This is a genomic window from Bacillus sp. H1a (assembly GCF_000633475.1).
GTDB classification, from domain to species: Bacteria; Bacillota; Bacilli; order Bacillales; family Bacillaceae_G; genus Bacillus_A; species Bacillus_A paramycoides.
The window spans coordinates 21,274-45,299 of the sequence record NZ_AYMH01000037.1 but is presented as its reverse complement, the minus strand read 5'-3'; the positions used below and the strand labels follow the sequence as shown (position 1 = coordinate 45,299).

Below are 24,026 nucleotides of genomic sequence, written 5' to 3'. Positions count from 1 at the left end.
GAGACGGGAACTTTGAAACGGTTTAAGTTTTATATGATTAGCGGTATTGTTCTTGTTTTATTAGTAGTTTGTAACTTCGTTGATAAGCCGATTGCGAAGGTTGAAGAAGTGAAAGATACTGTGATGATGAAGCTAAATACGAAAGAGAGTATGGCGCAAATTGATGGACAGACGATCTATTTTAAGCAAATTGGCGAGGGGAAGCCGCCTTTACTTATGTTTCACGGGTTTGGTGGTTCTTCAGATGGGTTTAGTGATATTTATCCGGAACTCGTGAAGGATCATACGATTATTGCGGTCGATATTTTAGGATTTGGGCGTTCTTCTAAGCCGATTGATTTTCAGTATTCGTTTCCTGCGCAAGTTAATTTATATTATAAGTTAATGAAGAAGCTTGGATATGATCAATTTGCGGTACTTGGTCATTCGATGGGGGGAGAGATGTCCCTTAATTTAGCATATTTATACCCGGACGCAGTTACGCATCTTATTTTGGCAGATTCTACAGGGATAGAGTCTTTCCAGCAAAAAGAAGGTTATGAAATGCCGCAGTTATCAACAGACCTGCAAACTGTAACTGCGATTACGGATTATAATAAAAATGAAGTGAAAAATAGTCGGGATGATAAAAAGCATTATGATGAGCTTACGAAAATGAAAGAGCGCCGCATTGCGATGGAAGCAGATAAAATTAAGGTGCCAACTTTAATTTTATGGGGTAGGCACGATAAGAGTGTTTCTTGGGAAAATGGTGAGCTGTATCATCAGTTATTTACAAATAGTACGTTTCATATAATTGAAAAAGGATACCACGCACCGTTCCGTCAGGAGCCGATCGAGTTTATGGAATATGTACAAGCATTCTTCGCGAAGAATCCACAATGAAAAATTTAAGCATAAATCTGCTTCTTTCCTCATACAGTGAAACTAATAAGGCTTGTCTAAGGAAAGGAATGAACGAAAGTGGAAACTTTACCATGGTGGATTTATCTTGTGATCATTGGGATTGTATTGAGTGGCTACATGGTTTTATATACTTCGAAAAAAGAGCAAGAGATGGATAATGAGTTTATCGAAAAAGAAGGCGAAGTTTATATGAAGCGCTTAGAAGAAGAGCGCGAGAAACGCAATCAGGATAGTGATAAAGATTCGGTACTGCTTTAATAGAAGATGTTTGAAGAAGAGAAAAATATTTCTCTTCTTTTTTATATGTTAGTGTGTTGGCTACACGTTTTTTAAACTGCGAAAGCATCAAAGGTTTGCGGATTGTTAAGGCAGAAATCATTGTACCAATAGGCACAGGAACCATTTAAAGCCCAATTCATACGCTATGATAAAGGTTTTTTACTTAATAATCGGATGAAAAAGGAGTGTAATGATGAAAAAACGTACTGTTAATGAAGCGGGAGGGAATTTGCCACAACCAATTCGCAGCGATGGAGCAGGTGCGATTGATTCAGGGCCGCGTAATATTATGCGAGATATTCAAAATCCGAACATGCTCGTTCCGCCTATAACTGATGCGGGATTAGTTCCTAACTTGAAATTTTCATTCTCAGATACTTCTATGATTTTGAAACAAGGCGGGTGGTCTCGGGAGATTACGGTTAGGGAACTGCCGGTTTCGACTACGATTGCTGGGGTAAATATGAGTTTAACGGCCGGAGGAGTACGTGAGCTTCATTGGCATAAAGAAGCAGAATGGGCGTATATGCTTTTAGGACGGGCACGAATAACTGCCGTTGACCAAGATGGACGAAACTTCATTGCTGACGTTGGTCCAGGAGACCTTTGGTATTTCCCACCTGGTATCCCGCATTCCATTCAAGGGCTGGAACATTGCGAATTCCTGCTCGTCTTCGATGATGGACACTTTTCTGATCTTTCCACCTTATCTATCTCTGATTGGTTTGCGCGTACGCCAAAAGAGGTTCTATCGGCTAACTTCGGGGTATCAGAAAGTGCTTTTAGCTCTATACCTTCAGATCAGGTTTATATTTATCAAGGAGAGGTACCGGGTTCGATTGAAAGTCAGGAAGTCCAGTCACCTGAAGGAGAAGTTCCTTTAACCTTCAAGCACGAATTGTTAAAACAAACGCCGATTAAGACCCCTGGTGGTAGCGTTCGAATTGTCGACTCTACTAACTTTCCTATTTCAAAAACAATTGCAGCAGCGCTCGTTGAAATTGAGCCTGGTGGAATAAGAGAACTTCATTGGCATCCTAACAATGATGAGTGGCAATATTATCTTACTGGACAAGGAAGAATGACGGTGTTTCTTGGGAATGGTGTAGCTCGTACATTTGATTATAGAGCTGGTGATGTCGGATATGTACCTTTTGCTACTGGACATTATATTCAAAACACTGGTACCGAAACATTATGGTTTTTAGAGATGTTCAAAAGTAACCGCTTTGAAGATGTATCGTTAAATCAATGGATGGCATTGACTCCTGCAGAAATAGTTAAAAGTAATTTACATGTTGGATCAGAATTAATGGATTCCTTGCGTAAGGAGAAATGGCCTGTTGTGAAGTATCCGGGGTTTTCATACAGTCCGAAAAACAGATAGATGAAAATGAATCGACTATTTTTATGAGGAATTTCCTCTGAAATGAAGAATAGCGTTTTTGTCCGTTATTCGTAAATCGAAAGAAATTCCCTACACTAGCTGTTCTTTTCATTCAAATTGTGTACTATAAAGGATAGGATGACATAAAGAAGGGGACAGTTAGAATGGAATTTCATGAACAAAAGATTTTGCCGGCAGTGAGGCAAATTAAAGATTTGGAAAAGTTATTACATAGTTCGTATGAGTATATCGTTATTTTAGATATTCATGTCGGTCAATTAAAGAGTGTTGTGTCACTTGCGAAGCAATATTGTAAAAAGGTGTTTTTACATGTGGATTTAATTCATGGCTTGCAGAGTGATGGGCATGCGACGGAGTATTTATGTCAGGAGTTTAGACCGTACGGGTTATTGTCAACAAAGGCGAGCGTAATTATGAAGGCGAAGCAAAAAGGTGTTGTTGCAATTCAGCGCATCTTTTTAATTGATTCTAGCGCGATGGAAAAGAGCTGTAATTTGCTAGAAAAAACAAAGCCGAATTATATAGAGGTGCTTCCTGGAGCGTTAACGGATGTGATTGCTGAAGTGAAAGAGCGTACAGGTGTGCCAATTTTAGCAGGTGGTTTCATTCGTACTGTCGATGATGTGGAAAGAGCTTTAAATGCTGGTGCGACAGCAATTACGACGTCAAAGCGTGAACTATGGAAACATTATCAAAAAAAGTGACGGAAATGTGAATATTTCCGTTGACACCGCTTTCATTTGCGGTTAACATTATAGATAAGTTAATAAACGTGACGGAGAAAAGAAGAGATCCACATTTCATTGTTTCTATATACTTTTATATAGAAGCGTGCAAGCTGTGGGTCTTTTTCTTTTGAAAAAACGAATGGCCATTCATTTTACCTCTATCACATTTGAAAGCGTTTAAATTGATTGTGGAGGGATACTATGTCAGCATTTTTAGGAGAGTTAATAGGGACAGCGTTGTTAATCGTACTTGGTGGCGGCGTTTGCGCTGGTGTAAGTTTAAAGAAGTCGTTTGCGAAAGATTCTGGTTGGATTGTTATTACAATGGGCTGGGGCTTAGCGGTAGCAGTTGCAGCGTATGCAGTTGGATCAATTAGTGGGGCACATTTGAATCCAGCTGTAACGATAGGACTTGCTTTTAAGGGAGCGTTCCCATGGAGTGACGTACCAGGTTATATCGCAGCACAAATGATTGGGGCAATTATCGGGGCAGTTATCGTATATTTACACTACTTACCACACTGGAAAGAAACAGAAGATCCAGGAACGAAGTTAGGTGTATTTGCAACAGGTCCAGCAATTCCGAACACATTTGCAAACCTTTTAAGTGAAATGATTGGAACATTCGTTTTAGTATTTGGTATATTAGCAATTGGAGCAAATAAATTTGCAGATGGATTAAATCCATTTATCGTAGGTTTCTTAATTGTAAGTATTGGTTTATCATTAGGTGGAACAACAGGATACGCAATCAACCCGGCTCGTGATTTAGGTCCGCGTATTGCACACTTCTTCCTTCCGATTGCAGGAAAGGGCGGTTCAAACTGGAAGTATGCATGGATTCCAGTAGTTGGTCCAATTTTAGGTGGATCACTTGCAGGATTATTCCATCAAGTTGTATTTGAAGGAAAACAAAATTCAGCACTTATTTATGTGATTATTGTAACTGTGATTGTACTAGCAATCTCTTATATGACAAGTAAAAAAAGTGGAAGCAATACAAATAATAGAAAAGTAGCATAAGGGGGAAACCGATATGAAAAAATATATTCTTTCATTAGACCAAGGAACAACTAGCTCACGCGCAATCCTTTTCAATAAAGAAGGAAAAATCGTTCATTCAGCTCAAAAAGAGTTTACACAAAATTTTCCAAAGCCAGGTTGGGTAGAGCATAACGCGCAAGAAATTTGGGGATCTATTTTAGCGGTTATCGCAACTTGCTTAAGTGAAGCGGATGTAAAACCAGAACAAATCGCTGGTATCGGTATTACGAACCAACGTGAAACAGCGGTTGTATGGGATAAAACAACAGGAAAACCAGTTTATAACGCAATCGTATGGCAATCTCGTCAAACAGTTGAAATTTGTGATGATTTAAAAGAAAAAGGTTATAGCGATATGGTTCGCGAAAAAACAGGTCTTTTAATTGACGCATACTTCTCTGGTACGAAAGTAAAATGGATTTTAGATAACGTTGAAGGTGCAAGAGAAAAAGCGGAAAACGGCGATCTATTATTCGGAACAATTGATACGTGGCTTGTATGGAAATTATCTGGTGGCAAAGCGCACGTAACAGATTACTCAAATGCATCACGTACATTAATGTTTAACATTCATGATTTACAGTGGGATGATGAGCTTCTAGATATGTTAACAGTTCCAAAGAGCATGCTTCCAGAAGTACGTCCATCATCTGAAATTTATGGCGAAACAATTGATTATCACTTCTTCGGCCAAAATGTACCGATTGCAGGTGTAGCTGGTGACCAACAAGCAGCATTATTTGGACAAGCTTGTTTCGGTGAAGGTATGGCGAAAAATACTTACGGAACTGGTTGCTTCATGTTAATGAACACAGGTGAAAAAGCAGTAGCTTCTGAGCATGGCCTATTAACAACAATTGCATGGGGAATAGATGGTAAAGTAAACTACGCATTAGAAGGAAGTATTTTCGTAGCAGGTTCTGCAATTCAGTGGCTACGTGACGGAATGCGCATGTTTAAAGATGCAAGTGAGAGTGAAGAGTACGCTTCACGCGTTGAATCAACTGAAGGTGTATACGTTGTACCAGCATTCGTAGGTTTGGGTACACCGTACTGGGATAGTGAAGTACGCGGCGCTATGTTTGGTGTAACGCGCGGTACGACGAAAGAGCATTTCATTCGTGCAACGCTAGAATCTTTAGCGTACCAAACGAAAGATGTATTATGCGCAATGGAAGCAGATTCAGGTATTGAACTGAACACATTACGCGTTGATGGCGGGGCAGTTAAGAATAACTTCTTAATGAAGTTCCAAAGTGATATATTAGACGTTCCTGTAGAGCGCCCAGTGATCAATGAAACGACAGCTTTAGGTGCAGCATACTTAGCTGGTCTTGCGGTTGGATATTGGAAAAACCAGGATGAAATTAAAGCGCAATGGCATATGGACAAACGCTTTGAACCAACGATGGAAGCGGAAACAAGCGAAGAGCTATATGCTGGATGGAAAAAAGCAATTGAAGCAACAAAAGCTTTCAAATAATCATAAACAGTGTTATAATGGTGACAAGTTAATAATTCGGTAGGAGATTTGGAGAGACCACAACGCGCTATAGAGGCGAAATCTATAGCGGAGTTTGTGGTCTCTTTTTTCGTTATCAAAGGGAGGAATTACCATGAAATTTTCAAGTAAACAACGTAAAGACGTATTAAACGGAGTAAATAAACAAGAGTTAGATGTGATCGTAATTGGTGGAGGTATTACTGGTTCTGGTATTGCATTAGATGGAGCAACACGCGGGGTATCAACGATTGTGTTTGAAATGCAGGACTTTGCAGCAGGTACATCAAGTCGTTCAACGAAACTTGTACACGGCGGTTTACGTTATTTAAAACAACTTGAAGTGAAAATGGTAGCAGAGGTGGGGAAAGAGCGTGCGATTGTATATGAGAACGGTCCCCATGTAACAACACCGGAGTGGATGTTACTTCCGTTCCATACAGGTGGCACGTTCGGATCATTCAGTACATCAATTGGTCTTCGTGTATACGACTTCTTAGCAGGCGTAAAACGAAGCGAGCGCAGAAAGATGTTTAACCGTGAAGAAACGCTGAACAAAGAACCTCTTGTAAAACAAGAAGGATTAAAAGGCGGCGGTTACTACGTAGAATATCGTACAGACGATGCGCGTCTTACAATTGAAGTAATGAAAGAAGCGATTGAGCGTGGCGCAAAAGCTGTTAACTACGCAAAAGTAGACAGTTTCTTATATAAAGATGGAAAAGTATGTGGTGTTCGTGTAATCGATTTACTAGACGGAGAAGTGTACGAAGTTTACGGTAAGAAAATTGTAAACGCAGCTGGTCCTTGGGTAGATACACTCCGTGAAAAAGATAACTCGAAAAAAGGAAAAGTACTTCAGTTATCAAAAGGTGTTCACTTAGTAATTGACCAAAAACGTTTCCCATTAGGGCAAGCAATTTACTTCGATACACCAGATAAACGTATGGTGTTCGCAATCCCGCGCGGTGGAAAAACATACGTAGGTACAACAGATACGTTCTATGATAAAGATGCAGCTGTACCACAAATGACAACAGAAGATCGCACATATATTATTAATGCGATTAACTACATGTTCCCAAGCGTGAAAATTACGGAAAAAGACATCGAGTCAAGCTGGGCTGGTGTACGTCCATTAATTTATGAAGAAGGTAAGAGTGCATCTGAAATTTCTCGTAAAGATGAAATTTGGACTTCTGAATCTGGTTTAATTACAATCGCAGGTGGTAAATTAACAGGATACCGTAAAATGGCTGAAATGGTAGTAGACTACGTAACGAATCTATTACAAAAAGAAGGACATAGCGCATATCCGAAGAGCGATACGAAACATATGCCAATCTCTGGTGGTCATGTAAGTGGTTCACACGGATTCCCAGCATTTATCGCGAAAAAAGCAGGAGAAGGTACGAAATACGGTTTAACAACAGCACAAGCTGAAGAATTCGCGAAATTCTACGGCTCTAACGTTGACGTACTATTCGACTTAGCGAAAAAACATAAAGATGAAGCGAAAGAATACAATATGCCGTTAGACGTTCTAATCCCGCTTGTATACGCGATGGATTACGAAATGACAGCGAAACCAGTTGACTTCTTCGTACGCCGCAGAGGCGCTGTATTCTTCAACATTCACTGGGTATATGAGTGGAAAGAAGCAGTAATCAATTACATGGCTGCGAAACTAGGCTGGAGCAAAGAAGAGCAAATGAAATACACAGCAGAACTAGAAAAAGCATTAACAGACGCTGTAATTCCTGTAGATCAACAAGAGCAGGCAGCTGCGTTAGCATAAAATAGAGAAACACCTGAAGGAGAGCCCTTCAGGTGTTTTTTATCTTGACTAAAAATAAATATAATGTGTTACAATGATGATAGAGTATTTAGTATGAATTTTGCATAAAATAAAGAAGACAGAAGCCTGAGAAACTTCTGCCTTGTGTAACCTAACTTGCTATTGTGGTGGTAGTAGGTGCGGTTATGAGACAATTACATTAACGTTTTAGCCGAGAACCGCCCTTACCTTTTCCACGAAGCAGGGTGGTTCTCGCTTTTTTGTATACAGAAATTAGCCACGGACCGATGTATCTTCTACCGATGACAACGCCAGCTCCGGTTAGGATACCATACACTAATTTGACTATAAAAATCGCGATCATTATATCACCTCCCCCTTTTTTCGAAATGGAAGAGATGATTACCACACCTACTAGTTATAGCGTTATTAAGTTACGTTTTAATTGTAGTATGTTTTAAAATAGGGGACAAGACATATGTATAAAAATAAACGGCTCATTATTGTGTAAAGTACGGGGGGACAATGAGTAAGTCCTATTAAATGAGCATTGGTAAATAAAAGATTTACTCTTAGTAAAAAAAATAAGGTTTTAAAAAACGGTATGGACATTGCCAGCCGTATTTTTTTATGAATTTATAAAACTTTTCCATGGAGTGCGTCGTCTAATAAATGGGAAGGAGGAAATGATGTGGATGAATTAACAGCAGAGATGTTTGAAATAGAAGATAAGGAGGACCTTATCGATGAAATAATGAACAAGTATGGTCAGGAAATCTTACAGCTTGTTTATTCATATGTGAATAATAAAGAGGTCGCTGAGGATTTAACGCAAGATATATTTGTGAAATGCTATAAATCTCTTCATACATATAAAGGGAAATCAAATGTAAAAACATGGTTGTGGAGAATTGCCATTAATCAATGTAAGGACTACATAAAAAGTTGGTATAACAAAAAGGTAATCGTTACAGAAGATGAATTTACGTATATTGGGAGTCAAAAAGAAAGTGTTGAACAAACTGTTATTCAAAATGCTGAGGACCGTAGGCTAGCTTCTGCAGTAATGAATTTACCGATAAAATATCGAGAAGTGATTTATCTATTTTATTATGAGGAATTATCAATTAGAGATATTGCTATGATAATAGAAGTGAAGGAAAATACGATAAAAACAAGACTGAAAAAAGCTAAGGAACTATTGAAGAAAGGATTGGAGGAATAATCAAATGGAAGATCGATTAAAAGGCCTACGAAAATCAATGGAGAATACAACTTTTAAACATTTGAGTTTTTCTGATCAGCATCGGAAGCAGGTACACGAAAAAATCAATCAATCATACGAAAATGAAGAAGACATCTCTTTAGCAGTTTTACAACTTCTCATGAATGAAAAAACAGGGTACGAACTGGCACGGCTATTGCGTGGGAGAGGAATTCAAAAATTCGAAGGAAATGAAGGTTTTTTATACACCTTATTACATCGTCTAGAACAGAATCGTTTTATCCAATCAAGTTGGGATCATTCAGGAGCTAAATATTATCAATTAAATGATAAGGGAAGAAAGGTGTTACGAAAGGCAGAAAAAAATTCTACAAAAGCACGATTTATTTTAAAAGGTTTAGTACAGGAGTGAGAAAAAATTGAACAAAAAAGGAGAGCGTTTTTTAAAAGAAGTTACCAATCATATTAAATCAAAAGAAGCGAAGAACTTTGTAGCAACTGAACTAGATTTTCACTTGAAACAGGCGAAGAACATGTGGATAGAGAAAGGATTAAGTGAGGAAGTTGCTGAAGACAAAGCTGTGGAACAAATGGGAAGCCCAATCAAACTTGGCCAAGAACTTAACAAACTTCATAAGCCAAAGGTTGATTGGTTCCTTACTATTTTATTAGTGACTGCTATGGGGTTAGGTTTTTTGCCGGTAGTAGCTCTTGGACATACGAATGATTTACTAATGAATAAGGTGATATTTGTTATTCTCGGTGTTGCAACAGCTTTAGGGATGATGCTGCTTGATTATCGGAAATTAGAGAGACTTGGATGGCTTTTTTACACAATCGGAGTACTTATCTTGTTAACGATAAAATGTTTTCCGAGTGCTTTCGTGAATGGGGAAGCGTTCATAAAAATTGGTCCCATCACAATTGACTGTTTAATGACAATACCATTCTTTTTTCTAGCTTGGGCTTCTTTTTTCAATAACAGTAGGTTAAAGTTTATGCATCATCTCATGTTGTACTTATTTTCTTTATATTTATTTTTAACTACATCAATTCTTTTACCAATTTTCATCTATATTACGATGGTATTCGTTATGCTTTGGTGGAGTAAGTTAGGAAAGAAAACGGCATGGCTCATTACAATTTTACCAATTTGTTTCTTTATTATCAGGGATTTATTTTCCTGGTCTTCAGTAAAAGAATACCGGATGGCCAGAATTTTAGGGTTTTTAAACCCAGAGCATGATCTATGGTATTTACGTTTAAAAGAGGCAATGTCGTCGGCAGGTTGGTTTGGTACATATGGAAATGTAAAGTCTATCCCTGCTGCCCATACGGATTTTGTATTTGCGAGTTTGACCTACTATTATGGATATGTGCTTGCGCTAATCCTTGTCGTGATTCTTTCTCTTTTTGTAGCAAGGATAATGGTCATATCTTATAAAATAAATGATCGGTATGGTAAATTGCTTCTCATTGGTGGAGTGACTCTTTTTGTAGTCCAATTCATTTATAACGTTGGCATGACTTTAGGAATATTACCGCGTGCTTCTATATCATTACCCTTTATTAGCTACGGATTGATACCAACTCTGTTTCATGCATTTATAATGGGGATCGTGTTAAGTGTATATCGACGTAAAGATATTTCATTTAGAATGAAAAAAACACCTTGATGATTATCAAGGTGTTTTTGTTATAAGCTCAAAACTCTCTGAATCAGCCCCCATTACAAAAGGACTCACATCCCCAACGCTATAAAGCTGCAATTCATGCATCGCGCGCGTACAAGCGGTGTAGAACAATCTACGAAGGCTCTCATCGCTGTATACTTCATCATTTGCATTGTAAATAATAACAGCATCAAATTCGATACCTTTCGCTAAGTAAGCAGGTATGATGACGATACCTTGTTCGTACTCAGCTGAGTTACTTTTCACAAGTTTAATATTCTCGATATGACTAAGTGCTTCGTATGCAGTAGCGCTTTCTGCTGCGGATTTACATATAATTGCGATTGTATTGTGCTGTTGTTTTTGTAATTCAGCGACTTTGGAAGTGATATGATCATGCAGTTTGCTGTAATCAGAAACTCTAGTCAATGTAGGTTTCTCGCCGCCTCGTTCAAAGGCGTTAATGTTCTTTCCTTCCGGTACGAGATCACGTGTAAATTCAATAATTGGTTTTGTTGAGCGATAGCTACGAGTTAAGTTGATGCCATATGTTTCATCAGGTCCATATAAACTAGTAAGTGTATGGAAATCAACCGTTTCACTTGCATGAGCGAATATCGCTTGGTTAAAGTCTCCGAGTACCGTCATTTTTGCGGCAGGGAAGAGGCGTTTTAAAAACTCGAACTGAAACGGAGAATAATCTTGCGCTTCATCTACGAGTATATGCTTAATGGATCTGTTTGTTTGGAAGCCTTCAATTAATTCTTTTAAAAGTAAAAAGGGAGTAGCATCCTCGTAATATAGTTTTCCTTCATCTAACATGTTCACCGTTAGGGAGCAAATATCTTCCCATTCTTCAGGTGATTCCCCAGTAATCCATGATGGATCAGTGAAGAGCTGTTTATATATTCCTGTGAAATTGATGAAGCGTAGCGTTTGAACACCTTTACGCAACGGCTTCAATTTTTTACGGACAATCATACGTCCGAGTACTTTCGTTTCTTTCTCATAATCAGTAAAGGAGTTTTCGTCAAACTCACCTTTTTTCTGTAAATACTTATAAGCTTTTTGATATTCATCTTTACTAAGTAATTCAATTTCTTCTTCTACCCAAGGTTTTTTCAGTTCTGTTTTTTCAATTTCATCTATTTGTTTATTTAGCCACTCCGTTAACTTTTCAATTCTATTATGGAAGCGGAGGGAGGTATCAGTATTATAAAATTGTTCTGCAATTTGTTTAGCAGAGACAATTGGTTTTCCTCTAAATTTCATTCCTTTAAATAACATACCGGACGTTTCGAGAGATTGTCTGTACGTTTGAATGGTCTCGAAAAAGTGAGTTGATGCTTTAAATCGAATGCTCGCATTTCGAGTTTTATAGATAGAGCTATTCGTTTCAGTGAGCATATATTCTAATTGCTCATAAGGATCTTCAACGTCAAATGACTTGCTTAGTCTGTGGTTTAAGTACTCTTGGAATGTAACTTGCTGCATATTTTCTTCACCGAGTTCTGGCAATACGTTAGATACGTAGCTATTGAACATGGAGTTAGGGGAGAAGAGAATGATTTGATCAGCTTTTAGCCATTCGCGATATTTATATAGTAAGTAGGCGATTCGCTGTAAGGCAGCCGATGTTTTACCACTACCAGCAGCTCCTTGAACGATAAGTAGTCGCCCTTCGTCGTGACGGATAATTTCATTTTGCTCGCGCTGGATAGTAGCAACTATACTTTGCATATGTTTGTTTGTACCTTTTCCGAGCGCTTGTTGTAAAATTTCATCTCCAATAGTTAAGCTCGTATCGAACATTGAATCGATAACGCCGCCTTGAATAATATATTGTAATTTCTTTTCTACATTGCCGCGGATTACGCCTCCTGGTGTGCTGTACTCAGCCGGTCCTGGTGGATAATCGTAGTAGACACTTGAAATTGGTGCGCGCCAATCGTATATAAGAAAATTTTCTCCGCTTGCATCGGTAAGGGTAGCGACGCCGATATAAACTTGCTCTGCGTCTGCTTCTCCTTCTTCTTTGAAATCGATTCGCCCGAAATAAGGTGCTTTATGCATACGTCGTAGTGCGGCAAGTCGATTAAAGGTGTGCTTATGGGTGATTTGTGTTACGGCTAGTGACTGAGCTTGTTGTCTTAAGTTGATAACTGTCTCAAGATAATCGTCGAAAGTATCAGTATTAACTTTCACATCATCCCAGAAGTGTTTACGGATGTTGATTACTTCTGTCCGGCGTCTGCCAGTTTCGTTTTCAAGTTTATCAATTTGCTCCGTAATAGTTTCTATTACGCTATCCAATCGTTTTTGCTCTTGATCAAGTTTTTTGTTCATACGTAAGCACTCCTTTAAAAGTGAAAAATAGAGGTTGACTGAAGATATGTTTTGGTGTACAATTAAGATACGGATAAATACATTCTTTTGTTTTTAATGAATGCGTTTCTGTACTAATTTACCATAGTTTTTTAATTTAATCAATGATAATGAGATAAACCTTGGTTCCGTATGTGATGGAATCGAGGTTTTTTGTTTTTTAAGAGGGGATTGTAATCATATATTCGAAAAATCGCCGATATAATTTCAGTTACCGCACAGGTAATACAAAAAAAGCTCGGGCTTAGCCCGAGCTTTTCATTATTTCTTTTCGTCTTTTTTAGCGTCAGCTTTTGGTTCTTCGAAAAGATTTTTTAAATCTTTATCGTCAACTTTTACGTCAGCAGATTTGATTTCTTTCATCATAAGATCGTTCATAAATTGTCCATCTTGCATTTTCTTCTGAACAAGATCTTTTTTGATGTCGCCTTTTACTTCATCGAATGGTTTTTGTTCTTTAATGTCTGTTACTTTAATGATGTGGTAACCGAATTGTGATTTTACAGGTTCGCTGATTTCATCTTTCTTCAGCTTATAAGCAGCATCTTCGAATTCTTTAACCATTTTACCAGCTGTAAAGTAGCCAAGGTCTCCGCCTTTTTCTTTTGAACCAGTATCTTCAGAGTATTGTTTCGCTAACTCTTCGAAAGATTTACCTTGTGCAAGCTCGTCTTTAACCTTTTTCGCAGTAGCTTCATCTTTTACAAGAATGTGGCTTGCTTTAATTTCAGGCTTGTAGTTGTCTTTTACTTCTTTATCAGTGATTGTTTTTTCAACAGCTTTTTCTTGAGCTAATGAAGCACGAACACCGCTTTTTAAAGTTTCTTCTTTAATACCTTGTTGTTTTAATAGTGTATCGAATTGATCACCGTATTGTTTTTTCATTTCATCGTACTTTTTATCTACTTCTTTGTCGTCAACTTTGTAGTTTTTAATAAGTACTTTTTCCATAACCATGTTATTTAGTACTTGTTTACCAGCTTGTGTCTTCATTTGATTGTAAAACTCTTCTTTAGTGATGTCACCAGCTTTAGATGTAACAATTTTGTCTGATGATGATGTTCCACATGCTGATAATGCGATTACACTTGTTGCGGCTAAGGCAAGCATAGCTTTCTTCATTCAATAAACACTCCTACTATTATGTATTTTTAATTTATCCCGCACTAATGAAGAAACGCCTTATGATAGGTTATTTTCGTTCATAAGAGCCCGATTAAGTCTCACTGATGTCTTTGCTTTTTAATATGTAAAAGCACGCTTAACAGGGCTTACCGAGGCTTGGAGATAAAGTTTAGATGCGTGTCGTTTATTTCATAGTATAAGCAATATGTACAAAATTTAATATATCATATTTCGACTTGTTTTCCTATTGATAAAGAAAATTTAACCAGTTAGTGTCAGATTTTGAAAGGGTACCATATTGGGCGCATGTCGCATATACAGAAAAGAGGAGGGGATGGGGGATGAATTCAAAACTTATTTTATTACTTGTACTGTTTATTTTATTAGTTATTGTAGGTATAATTTGTTTATAGAGGAAAAAAATGAGGAAGGGGCTTTCCTTCCTCACTTTCCATGAAATATAATTTCTACATAACTAGAAATTAATAGAATGGTAATACATACATTAATAACTCGAAAGACACCGGGCTGGCGGCTCGCAGATATTTGTTTTCGCTCGCACAGTGTATGTGTCATGAAATTCGTGTAAAATATAACAAGAAGTGCGAATGCGACAAAAACAACGGTTATAAGAGTCATGAGGCGAGACCTCCTTTTGGCTAAAATACATATACTTTATATATTGTATCATACGATATTTTGTTCGTGTTACAAAATTCAGAAATAGAAGACTTTGTGTTAGAAAGCGAGGGAGAAAATGGACGTTGTAAGAAGACTAGAACAAGCTGAATATTACGTAGACCTACTATTTAAAATGATTGATGAAGAAAAGTGTCCATTTTATTCTTTAATCATAAAGAAAAAAGCTCGTAAAAAAGATATTGAACGTATACTAAATCTTTGTGAAAAGCTGAACGAACAATACGTAACGGAGAAAGCAGAAGGCCTTCTATTGTTCGATGCGCTGTTAGATCAATTTGAAAAAGCGCTTCCACATCAGCTCGAAGTAAACGAAACTGCGGAAGCGCTAGCAAAACAAGGCTTATTTGTGCCACTTATGAATGAATTCTTAGGCATGATTGCGAAAGGATAAATAGATTATTTCTTAACTAATTTTTGATCGGACTCCGTAAAGTTCTCCTCAATATTGTCTAATGATTTCTCAAAAATATCGATGAAGTCTTGTCCGTAAATATTGCGCAGGATCGCAATAAGTTCGATATTTTCTGGGAACTTACCGTAAAAATTACGAAGAGCAAGTGCCCCATTAAATACAGAATTATTTTCAGGTTCATACTCCTCCATTAAGCGAAGTAGTAATTCTTCCCCTTTGTCTGTAATTTCAATGTACGTATTTCGTTTATCATCTTCTTTTTTAGAAAATACAAGATAGCCGCGTTCTTCTAGCTTTTTAGAGAAGTTAAACGCCGTTGATACGTGCATAACTCCAAACTTAGCAATTTCAGAAATAGAAGCCCCTTTTAAATGATAAGCGATTGATAAAATATGGTGTTCATTAATGTTTAAATCGTAAGGTTTAATCCACTGTTGCCAATCTTTCTCTACACATTTCCATAACGCTTTCGATAATTGAGCAATGCGTTGGCTGAAAATCATTGCTTCTTTTACCGAGTAATCTTTTTCTCCACTTTTCATTTACTCACCCACTTTAACATTCTTTTTCATTACTATCTATTATGCCAGTAAAATAAAAATTAATAAAGTCTTTTTGTGAGAATTGTGAAAATTTTTCGGAAAAATGACAATCTATACAAATCATGCATATCTATGGAAACGTTTTATGAGTCGAGAATACATGTGTTGTCTGTACATGTTAAGGGATAACATATATTGTAAATGCATAAAAACACGGCATATCAATGTGATATGCCGTGTTAAGGTCAATTCGTATGAAAAATATTTGTTATATGCAAAAAACTAAGCGTGAATATGTTTACGCTTTTTCTGGAACAGCATCTTGTAGTTTCTCAATTGACTTTTGAATGTCTAAAATTTCTTGTTCAATATGACGCTTATTTTGAGAAATATCTTGTTTCCAGTTAGAAAGAGTGTCGTGCATATCATCTTTTAGCTCTTGAAATACTTCTTTACCTTCTGAAGCAGTTTCAACGATTTGACGCTTTAATAACTTTGTATCAGCTGTAATATCAGCTAAAGTCTTTTTAATATCAGTTCCTTTTTCTTTCAGCTTACCGCGCATATCTTTACCAGAAGAAGGAGTTGAGAAAAGAACGGCTAGTCCAGCAACTGCTCCGCCGCAAATTACACCTGTAATAAAGGATTTAGCTTTTGACATAAAAGGAAACCTCCTTATTTTTCGTTTGTATTCATGATGTATATAAGTGTGCATATGCTTAAGACAAGGAGGTTATTAGCGATAATTTATTTTTATCGTAATTCTTTTCTTCCTTGTACGTGCTATGCATTTACTTTTTTTCGTAAAACAGAAAAGGTTATATCCTCCGGCATTTTGGATGAAGAAACAAGCTATGCAATATATTTCTTTCGGAGGAATTAGCTTGTTATGTACAGTTATGTTTTACGTCTTTTTATAGTGGCACTATTTCACACTATTTGCAATTGTGCTTGCGATGTTTTGTAAATTTTCCGTTGTGTATTCATTTTGGTGTGATTTCCAAACAGCACCGAAACCATCGTTTTCACCGTAGCGTGGAATTAAATGAAGGTGGAAGTGGAATACAGTTTGTCCAGCTTTTTCACCGTTATTGTTAAGTAGGTTAAAGCCAACTGGATTAAATTCTGCTTTCATTGCATTTGCGATTTTTGGAACGACAGCAAAAATATGTGATGCAATTTCTGGCGTTAACGCAAAAATGTCTTGTTTGTGTACTTTTGGAATAACAAGAGTATGTCCTTTTGTTACTTGACTAATATCTAAAAATGCAAGTACATGTTCATCTTCGTATACTTTTGAGCAAGGGATTTGCCCGTCAATGATTTTACAAAAAATACAATTGTCCGCTGTATGATTCATCGATCTCATCCTTTCAAATAGCCTTAGCCGTATTTTACCATAATTACATAGGAGAACAAACACGAAAAACAGGAAGCTGACTCAGCTTCCTGTTTTCTGAAGAGGGATTGAAAAAGCATTTTTTATAATTTACGGTTCGCAGACACCTCATTTATTTAAGAAATGCATGGTAAATCGGCTAAAGTTTCTGCCGTAGACACCCCATTTTCAAGTGAAATGATATTGCAATCTTTTTTAAAATGAAATTGTTTATTTTTTAAAACAGTATATGCTCTTTCGGAGACACCCCGTTTCGAAAATGAAACAAATGATCTGGTTATGTGTAAATTTCTTTGTCCAACATGGACACCCCATTTCATGATGACTTCACTATGTTGTTGTACTCATCAATTGGTGGTTGCTTTTTCAATGTGTTCCTTCTTCACTAATTATGATGTCCGCTTTCGTAAAAATATATGCCAAGAAATTTATTTTTTTTTGAAAACATCGATACTATGTAGTGCACGATGATTTTTGGTAAGATGAATATATACATTTCTTAGAAAAGAGAATGAATATAAATGAAGAAAGTGGTGTCGTATGAGCGAGTTATTGCGTGTAGAAAATGTTACAGGAGGATATACGAAACGACCTGTACTGCAAAATGTTTCGTTCTCTGTTAATAAAGGCGAACTTGTTGGCTTAATCGGTTTAAATGGAGCTGGTAAAAGTACGACAATTAAACATATCATCGGTTTAATGGAACCGAAAAAAGGAACTGTCACAATTAACGGGAAAACAATACGTGATGATATGACAGCGTACCGTTCTAGTTTCTCCTTCATTCCAGAAACGCCAGTATTATATGATGAGTTAACGTTAGAAGAACATTTGAAATTAACAGCGATGGCGTACGGTGTAGATGAAAAACAATATGAAGAACGCGTAGGACAACTATTACAAGAGTTTCGCATGAAAAATCGTTTAAAATGGTTTCCGTCTCATTTCTCAAAAGGGATGAAACAAAAGGTAATGATTATGAGTGCATTTCTCGTTGAACCATCTCTTTACATTGTGGACGAACCTTTCGTTGGGCTTGATCCTTTAGCGATTCAATCACTTCTTCAAATGATGGATCAAATGAAAAAGAGCGGTGCAGGCATATTAATGAGTACACATATTTTAGCGACAGCAGAGCGCTATTGTGATTCGTTCATTATTTTGCATCAAGGTGAAGTAAGAGCGAAAGGAACGTTATCTGAACTGCAATCACAATTTAACATGCCTGGTGCAACGTTAGATGATATTTACATTGCGTTAACAAAGGAAGAAGATTATGAATAGCACAGCGTTATGGAAAGAACGATTCCGGCACTTTCTAAAAGAAGTTCGTACATATAGTAAATACGTATTTAACGATCATTTGAAATTTATTTTCGTATTTATCATCGGTGCAGGAGCGTATTATTACCAGCAATGGTTACAAACGTTAACACCTTCGTTTCCTACGGCGATCGTTATGGCAGTCTTACTTGGCCTCGTATTAACAGCCGGATCCATACAAACGTTATTAAAAGAAGCGGATCTCGTTTATTTGCTGCCAGTTGAAGAAAAGTTAAAGCCTTATTTTACAAAGGCATTTCTCTTTACGTTTATGATTCAGTTATACATAATCGTAATCGTAGCAGCTGCGCTTGCCCCGTTATACTTCCAGCAAATGAAGCAAACAGGAGCGGCTTACATATGGATTGTAATCGCGTTTGTCATCGTAAAAGCATGGAATTTATTCGTAGCGTGGGAAAAATCATTTTTAACAGATCAAACTGTTCAAAAAGCAGATTGGTTCGTTCGTTTTATCTTAAACGGCTTATTCGTGTACTTCCTTATAGAACGTACTTCAATCATTTTTATCGGCGTAATCGTCTTTTTAATGGTGCTATACCTTGCTGTTATGCATCAAAAGGTAAAAGGAAAGCCGCTGAACTGGGAGTATTTAATTTCTGAAGAAGGTAAAAAAATGATGCTATTATACCGCATCGCGAATATGTTCGTTGATGTACCAGCATTAAAAGAGAGAGTATCACGCCGAAAATGGCTTGATTTCATTCTTTCGATGATCGGTGAGAAACGTACATATTTATACTTATATACGAGAACGTTTTTAAGATCGGGTAACTATTTCGGATTATATATGCGCTTACTCGTTCTTGGAGGAGTCATTCTTTACTTTATCCCATTTTTATATGGACGCTTTATCGTAAGTCTTGTTTTCTTATACTTAATCGGTTACCAGCTATTAACTCTTTGGAAACATCACCGCATGAAAATTTGGCTTGATTTATATCCAGTAGGGGTAGAGGAGAAGAAGAAAGATTTTCTTACTTTATTAAATGCGATTCTCATCATTGGTAGCGGTGTATTTACAATTACATTTGCACTTGCGACGAAAGATTTCATGATGACAGTCATTCTATTTGTCGTAAGCATATTATTTAGTATCGGTTTCGTTTACCGGTACGGGGCGAAACGTATTGAGCGTTTAAACTGAAAGGAATGAACCTATGATTACATATGAAGAGAAGGTTATAAAAGAATTGGAGCAGTGGAAAGCTACATTCATGAAAGATTCTTCTATGATGACACGGTTCTCTAAAAAAGTGCAGGTGAAAGTGCAGCAGCTAGTGCCCGCGAAAGTGCAAAAGGTACTAACAGAAACGATTCGGATGATGGTGCAAACAATTAGTGCTGGATCAAACTTCATAAAACCGAAGCTAAAAGAAACGAACTGGTCACTGCAAAGACGAGACGATGAAGTACGTAAAAAATTAGATGAATATAAAAAAGTCGCAGCGGCAGAAGGGGCAGGAACAGGAGCAGGTGGTATTCTCCTTGGCCTTGCTGATTTTCCGCTACTCCTCGGCATTAAAATTAAGTTTTTATTTGATGCGGCAACATTGTACGGATTTGATACGAGTAAAAAAGAAGAACGCCTTTTTATTCTTCACGTTTTCCAACTTGCTTTTTCTAGTGATGATCATAGAAAAGAAATATGGAAAGCTATTGAAACGTGGGATACAGAAGAAGAAAATCATATGGACTGGGAAAGGTTCCAAACAGAGTACCGAGACTATATTGATTTAGCAAAAATGCTCCAGCTCGTCCCAATCATCGGTGCCCCAGTCGGAGCATATGCAAATTATCAATTATTGCAAAGGCTTGGGGAAGTGACGGTGAATTGTTATCGTATGCGGTTGATTAATAGGAATTGATTTGCTTTACAAAAAGAAGGCACCTTAAATGTGTAATTTAGGATGCCTTCTTTTTTGTTGTTATAACTAACTGAATTGTGTCTTTTCTTAGAAACCAAGTCCGCTATAGCTGGCTCTAATTATGATTAATACGATAAAGAGCACAATGAGTAATATAAATCCGCTACCACCGCTCTTACCATCTTTGCCATCTTCAACGCTGCCACTACCGCCACTATCACCCTTACCGCCATATCCCATATTAACGCCCCTTGTTTTTTATGGGGTTATTTTACTTTATGCTTTTTTAGAAGTAAATTGTTGATTTGTAATAGTGATTTCTTGTCTCTCCGTTGTAACTTCTTGAGATTTGTATTTAGTTTTGGGATCGCCAAATATTAGCATCATAACGCCAAAAGTTGCAATAGCTCCGACAATAACAATAGCCTCCCAGCCAACGTATTCCCAAATCTTTGATTTCGTTTCAGCTTCCACCTTTATTTCACCCCTTATATATTTAGATCTTAATAATAACATGCCATATATTCCCTTACTTTTATGTGAACTGTAAACTTTTCCTGATTTATTCATATTTCCCGTGTTTAGAGATTATTTTATTGCTTTTGAAATATTTATGGGTGTCCCCACGGTTTTTAATAGCTTGTATGTTTCTCGACTGTACTTAAGGAGTGTAAAAAAACACTCGTAGATACAATCTACGAGTGTTTTTGACGGTATAGGTTTATTTGGGATTTTTATAAAGAAAAGATATTTCAACGAACCGTTAACTAATCATGTTTTAGTTCGAAATTTTTGGTGGTTGAAATGGTACTGATATGATAGTTATTAGCGTATTCAACTGCAACACTAAATTCTTTATTTGTGTCATCTGTTACATAACCAGATATAAAAATTGTTTGAAGATCATTTGGAGTGAATTTATGTTTAGTAATAGTTACATCTACGTTTTCCTTCTCCTTGAAGTATTTAATAGTTTTTTCTTTTGCTTTATTAATGATTTCTTCCTCTTTATTATTTTCCACATTACACCCTACTAAAATAGTAAATATTAAAGCGGAAAATAAAAATATGCCAATACTCTTCTTTTTTATTTCCATATATACCCTCCAATAATGGTATCTTTATTATATGACAAAAAATTTACAAACATCGCAGAGTATTGTAGATGTATCATTTAAACTAATGGCAGAGCATGGCATCGAGAAGATGAGCCTTTCAATGATTGCGAAAGAAGTTGGAATATCAAAGCCAGCTATTTATTATCATTTTTCATCTAAAGAGGCGTTAGTAGACTTTTTATTTGAAGAGATTTTTTCTGGGTATCATTTCGCCAATTACTTCGATAAAGAACAATATACGAAAGGGAAATTTGAAGAAAAGTTAATCGCAGATGGCTTACATATGTTGTCTGAGTATGAAGGGGGAATAGAGATGAGAATGCAAAAACATTGGTGGCTCGGTTTTCTTGGATTCATTGGAATTTATAAAATTCCAAGTATGATTGAAGCTTTTCAAGCGGATAAAGGTTGGTTTTCGTTAATTGGTTTCATTTGGCTACTTTGGTTCGGATATTTTATTCCTGAGAAAAAAGACAAGGAAGAGGGAAAATAATAGCATTCTCATTTTCTGTGAAATTATGTAAAATGTAACTTGAGAGAATTCATATATTAGATTACTAGATTTGGAGTGGTTACATGCAGCCATTGAAAAATGAAATTCACCCTGACATGGTCAAGGTGTGGAAAACGCGTTCCTTAATTGAGCTAGGAATTAGTATTATAGTCATTTTGGCATATCTTTTCCTTATGATTAAGTTTAATTGGTGGGCTTGGATTTTCTATGTGCTCATCGGATTAACAATCGTGTATACGCCGTTTGATTACTTTACGTTTCCGAAATTGCGTCAGCGCTATTATAGCTATCAATTAAATGAAGAAGAGCTTGAAATTCAACACGGTCTTTTCGTTGTAAAACGTGTATTAGTTCCGATGATTCGTGTACAGCACGTAACGATTGAGCAAGGGCCAATTATGAGACAATACGGATTAGCAGAATTGCATATTTCAACGGCGGCAACTTCTCATAGCATCCCAGGTTTAACGATGTATGAAGCAGAGATGCTAAAAACGAAAATCGCAGAATTAGCGAAGGTGAGTGATGAGGATGTATAAGAGGCAGCATCCCATCACGATGTTATTAGAATTAAAAGTAACAGACTTTTTACCATTAATTATTTTCATGTTTAGTTTAAACGGAAAGTTCCCATTTTGGTATTTAGTTCCCGCTGGATTCGCCTTAATTACGATTTTTTCAGTGATTGAAAAATGGTATTACACAGTATACTGGGTCGAAAATAACGTATTGCACATTAAGCAAGGTCTCTTTGTGAAAAAGGAGAGTTACTTAAATAAAGAACGTGTTCAAACGATTAATACAAGTTCGAGCGTTTTATATCAAATACTCGGTTTAAAGAAAATTAAAATCGAAACAGCTGGCGGAGGAAATGATCCGGAAGTTAGTTTAGCTGGTATTACGATAGAAGAGGCGACAGAGCTTATTGCGATGCTAAATGAGCCAGATAAGGCAGTAAAAACAGCAGAAACAGAAGAAACATCAGAAGAATTAGTAGAAAAAGAAATCATTACAGAGGAAAAACAAGCGACAGAATACAAATTAACTTGGAAAGAAATCTTGTTAGCATCTGTTACATCGGGTCAATTTGGATTACTATTCTCTTTAATACTTTTCGTTTATAACCAAGTGGATGAGTACATTCCGAAATGGATAAAAAATAGAGTAGAGTCGTATGTAATGGATCATGATATATATGGCTGGATTTACATGGTAGCCATTTTCCTCGTCGTTTCTTGGATTATATCCACAATCGGTTACGCGTTAAAACATGGGAATTTCACGGTGAATCGAAAAAATGATGAAGTCCGTATTTCTCAAGGTTTGCTTGAAAGGAAAGAACTTGTACTAAAGTTACACCGCATTCAAGGGATTACAATAAGAGAAGGTATTTTACGCCAACCGTTCGGTTACTGTGCTGTGCAAGTAGAAGTAATTCAAAGTGAGGGAAAAGAGGAAAAAGTTACGCTGCATCCGATCATTCGAAAAGATCGTGTGCAAGATTTACTTGCGCATTTACAATTACCATATGAACTGAATACAAACATTACATCATTACCAAAAGCAGCGTTGCGTCGTTATTTAATAGATAGTTTTCTACTCTTCGCTATGCTGGCAATTCCGATTACAGGAATAAGCGTATACTTTGAAAAGTACGTCATTATGTGGGCTTTATTACCGCTCGCTATCCTCATCTTTACACTTGGATATGCAACATTTAAAACAAATGGTTACAGCGTCAACGGAGAGCAAATTACAATTGTGTATCGTAGTGTCGGGAAATATACAGGGCTTGTCAGAAGAAGACACGTTCAATCAATTGAAAAGACACAATCATATTTCCAGCGCCGAGCACATTTATGTACGTACAAGTTTTCTAGTGCATCATCGAGTTATAAATTAGAGCATATAAGAGTAGAAGATGCAGAGAGAATGCAGGATTGGTATAAGAAGAGAATAAGTGAGAGTTAATTGAATGGCTCGTCTTTCGCGGAAGACGGGTTATTTTTCTATGTGAAAATGGTAGAAAATAATGAATAATATATGTGAAGCAAAAAA

At 36.8% G+C, this 24,026-nt stretch carries 27 protein-coding genes and 1 pseudogene; 18 read left to right on the top strand and 10 right to left on the bottom strand.

The genetic code is table 11. The features are described from left to right. Nucleotides 1–12 precede the first annotated feature (12 nt). The 7 genes from U860_RS0116680 (at nt 13) to glpD (ending at nt 7,664) form a co-directional block, all read left to right on the top strand. The gene (locus U860_RS0116680) at nt 13–885 is read left to right on the top strand and encodes an alpha/beta hydrolase (protein ID WP_025149454.1); all 873 of its coding nucleotides are present in this window, start codon (nt 13–15) and stop codon (nt 883–885) included. A 78-nt stretch (nt 886–963) separates the two neighbouring features. Continuing rightward, the gene (locus U860_RS0116675; protein WP_002170693.1) at nt 964–1,164 is read left to right on the top strand and encodes a sporulation YhaL family protein; all 201 of its coding nucleotides are present in this window, start codon (nt 964–966) and stop codon (nt 1,162–1,164) included. Nucleotides 1,165–1,378: 214 nt separating this feature from the next. Continuing rightward, entirely contained in the window at nt 1,379–2,572 is a 1,194-nt protein-coding gene (locus U860_RS0116670; protein ID WP_025149453.1) for an oxalate decarboxylase family bicupin, read from the top strand. 164 nt (nt 2,573–2,736) lie between these two features. Beyond that, nucleotides 2,737–3,297, top strand: a complete 561-nt coding sequence (gene glpP / locus U860_RS0116665) for a glycerol uptake operon antiterminator GlpP (protein WP_025149452.1) — start codon at nt 2,737–2,739, stop codon at nt 3,295–3,297. 225 nt (nt 3,298–3,522) lie between these two features. Beyond that, on the top strand, nt 3,523–4,344 hold the full coding sequence (gene glpF, locus U860_RS0116660) for a glycerol uptake facilitator protein GlpF (RefSeq protein ID WP_025149451.1): 822 nt from the start codon (nt 3,523–3,525) through the stop codon (nt 4,342–4,344). Nucleotides 4,345–4,357: 13 nt separating this feature from the next. Continuing rightward, nucleotides 4,358–5,848, top strand: coding sequence for a glycerol kinase GlpK (glpK, locus tag U860_RS0116655; RefSeq protein ID WP_025149450.1), 1,491 nt, complete (start codon nt 4,358–4,360; stop codon nt 5,846–5,848). Nucleotides 5,849–5,981: 133 nt separating this feature from the next. Further along, on the top strand, nt 5,982–7,664 hold the full coding sequence (glpD, locus tag U860_RS0116650) for an aerobic glycerol-3-phosphate dehydrogenase (protein ID WP_025149449.1): 1,683 nt from the start codon (nt 5,982–5,984) through the stop codon (nt 7,662–7,664). A gap of 199 nt (nt 7,665–7,863) precedes the next feature. Here glpD and U860_RS35945 read toward each other — a convergent pair whose 3' ends face one another. Beyond that, nucleotides 7,864–8,028 carry a hypothetical protein gene (locus tag U860_RS35945; protein ID WP_081806762.1) on the bottom strand — a complete coding sequence of 55 codons (165 nt, stop codon included), beginning with the start codon at nt 8,026–8,028 and terminating at the stop codon, nt 7,864–7,866. Between the two features lie 327 nt (nt 8,029–8,355). Between U860_RS35945 and U860_RS0116640 the strand changes: the two genes are divergently transcribed. Genes U860_RS0116640 through U860_RS0116630 form a run of 3 tightly spaced genes read left to right on the top strand, consistent with a single transcriptional unit; the run spans nt 8,356 to nt 10,565 of the window. Then, nucleotides 8,356–8,889, top strand: a complete 534-nt coding sequence (locus U860_RS0116640; protein ID WP_025149448.1) for a sigma-70 family RNA polymerase sigma factor — start codon at nt 8,356–8,358, stop codon at nt 8,887–8,889. 4 nt (nt 8,890–8,893) lie between these two features. Then, nucleotides 8,894–9,301, top strand: coding sequence for a PadR family transcriptional regulator (locus U860_RS0116635; RefSeq protein ID WP_025149447.1), 408 nt, complete (start codon nt 8,894–8,896; stop codon nt 9,299–9,301). 7 nt (nt 9,302–9,308) lie between these two features. After that, nucleotides 9,309–10,565 carry an FtsW/RodA/SpoVE family cell cycle protein gene (locus U860_RS0116630; RefSeq protein WP_025149446.1) on the top strand — a complete coding sequence of 419 codons (1,257 nt, stop codon included), beginning with the start codon at nt 9,309–9,311 and terminating at the stop codon, nt 10,563–10,565. Nucleotides 10,566–10,571: 6 nt separating this feature from the next. Here the strand turns inward: U860_RS0116630 and helD are convergent, their stop codons facing one another. The 3 genes from helD to U860_RS0116610 all read right to left on the bottom strand — a co-directional run bounded on the left by helD (nt 10,572) and on the right by U860_RS0116610 (nt 14,711). Beyond that, nucleotides 10,572–12,908: an RNA polymerase recycling motor HelD gene (gene helD, locus U860_RS0116625; protein ID WP_025149445.1), complete on the bottom strand. Its 2,337-nt coding sequence runs from the start codon at nt 12,906–12,908 to the stop codon at nt 10,572–10,574. Between the two features lie 300 nt (nt 12,909–13,208). Continuing rightward, a complete protein-coding gene (gene prsA / locus U860_RS0116620) occupies nt 13,209–14,069 on the bottom strand; it encodes a peptidylprolyl isomerase PrsA (RefSeq protein WP_025149444.1) in 861 nt (286 codons plus the stop codon). A gap of 447 nt (nt 14,070–14,516) precedes the next feature. After that, entirely contained in the window at nt 14,517–14,711 is a 195-nt protein-coding gene (locus tag U860_RS0116610; protein WP_000172693.1) for a hypothetical protein, read from the bottom strand. A 118-nt stretch (nt 14,712–14,829) separates the two neighbouring features. Between U860_RS0116610 and U860_RS0116605 the strand changes: the two genes are divergently transcribed. Continuing rightward, the gene (locus U860_RS0116605) at nt 14,830–15,165 is read left to right on the top strand and encodes a DUF1878 family protein (RefSeq protein WP_002170705.1); all 336 of its coding nucleotides are present in this window, start codon (nt 14,830–14,832) and stop codon (nt 15,163–15,165) included. A 5-nt stretch (nt 15,166–15,170) separates the two neighbouring features. Here the strand turns inward: U860_RS0116605 and U860_RS0116600 are convergent, their stop codons facing one another. The 3 genes from U860_RS0116600 to U860_RS0116590 all read right to left on the bottom strand — a co-directional run bounded on the left by U860_RS0116600 (nt 15,171) and on the right by U860_RS0116590 (nt 17,088). Then, nucleotides 15,171–15,728 (bottom strand): HTH-type transcriptional regulator Hpr, encoded by a 558-nt coding sequence (locus tag U860_RS0116600; protein WP_002170706.1) that lies wholly within the window; start codon nt 15,726–15,728, stop codon nt 15,171–15,173. A gap of 298 nt (nt 15,729–16,026) precedes the next feature. Next, nucleotides 16,027–16,389 carry a YtxH domain-containing protein gene (locus U860_RS0116595; RefSeq protein ID WP_002170707.1) on the bottom strand — a complete coding sequence of 121 codons (363 nt, stop codon included), beginning with the start codon at nt 16,387–16,389 and terminating at the stop codon, nt 16,027–16,029. Between the two features lie 264 nt (nt 16,390–16,653). Beyond that, complete coding sequence (locus U860_RS0116590; RefSeq protein ID WP_025149443.1) at nt 16,654–17,088, bottom strand: HIT family protein; 435 nt, start codon at nt 17,086–17,088, stop codon at nt 16,654–16,656. A 579-nt stretch (nt 17,089–17,667) separates the two neighbouring features. On the opposite strand from U860_RS0116590, the gene ecsA reads away from it, so the two are divergent. From ecsA to ecsC, 3 genes are read left to right on the top strand one after another with little or no spacing between them, the layout of a single operon-like run. Then, nucleotides 17,668–18,411, top strand: coding sequence for an ABC transporter ATP-binding protein EcsA (gene ecsA, locus U860_RS0116585; RefSeq protein WP_025149442.1), 744 nt, complete (start codon nt 17,668–17,670; stop codon nt 18,409–18,411). Continuing rightward, a complete protein-coding gene (locus U860_RS0116580; RefSeq protein WP_025149441.1) occupies nt 18,404–19,615 on the top strand; it encodes an ABC transporter permease in 1,212 nt (403 codons plus the stop codon). The genes ecsA and U860_RS0116580 overlap by 8 nt, the downstream gene beginning before the upstream one ends. Before the next feature lie 13 nt (nt 19,616–19,628). Continuing rightward, complete coding sequence (gene ecsC, locus U860_RS0116575) at nt 19,629–20,336, top strand: ecs operon protein EcsC (RefSeq protein ID WP_025149440.1); 708 nt, start codon at nt 19,629–19,631, stop codon at nt 20,334–20,336. An 87-nt stretch (nt 20,337–20,423) separates the two neighbouring features. Here the strand turns inward: ecsC and U860_RS33520 are convergent, their stop codons facing one another. The 3 genes from U860_RS33520 to U860_RS0116560 all read right to left on the bottom strand — a co-directional run bounded on the left by U860_RS33520 (nt 20,424) and on the right by U860_RS0116560 (nt 21,433). Next, entirely contained in the window at nt 20,424–20,576 is a 153-nt protein-coding gene (locus tag U860_RS33520) for a YjcZ family sporulation protein (protein ID WP_081806760.1), read from the bottom strand. Nucleotides 20,577–20,612: 36 nt separating this feature from the next. After that, nucleotides 20,613–20,810 carry a hypothetical protein gene (locus U860_RS0116565; protein WP_205206327.1) on the bottom strand — a complete coding sequence of 66 codons (198 nt, stop codon included), beginning with the start codon at nt 20,808–20,810 and terminating at the stop codon, nt 20,613–20,615. A 293-nt stretch (nt 20,811–21,103) separates the two neighbouring features. Then, complete coding sequence (locus U860_RS0116560; protein ID WP_025149438.1) at nt 21,104–21,433, bottom strand: hypothetical protein; 330 nt, start codon at nt 21,431–21,433, stop codon at nt 21,104–21,106. Between the two features lie 31 nt (nt 21,434–21,464). Here U860_RS0116560 and U860_RS35940 point away from each other — a divergent pair. The 4 genes and pseudogenes from U860_RS35940 to U860_RS0116545 form a co-directional block, all read left to right on the top strand. After that, nucleotides 21,465–21,758: pseudogene (locus U860_RS35940) on the top strand (TetR/AcrR family transcriptional regulator); the annotation flags it as partial. Nucleotides 21,759–21,767: 9 nt separating this feature from the next. After that, nucleotides 21,768–21,947 (top strand): hypothetical protein, encoded by a 180-nt coding sequence (locus tag U860_RS35935; RefSeq protein ID WP_033795447.1) that lies wholly within the window; start codon nt 21,768–21,770, stop codon nt 21,945–21,947. A gap of 83 nt (nt 21,948–22,030) precedes the next feature. Then, nucleotides 22,031–22,507 (top strand): PH domain-containing protein, encoded by a 477-nt coding sequence (locus U860_RS0116550; protein ID WP_025149436.1) that lies wholly within the window; start codon nt 22,031–22,033, stop codon nt 22,505–22,507. Continuing rightward, a complete protein-coding gene (locus U860_RS0116545) occupies nt 22,500–23,939 on the top strand; it encodes a PH domain-containing protein (protein ID WP_025149435.1) in 1,440 nt (479 codons plus the stop codon). Before U860_RS0116550 ends, U860_RS0116545 begins: the two co-directional genes overlap by 8 nt. Nucleotides 23,940–24,026: the final 87 nt, after the last annotated feature.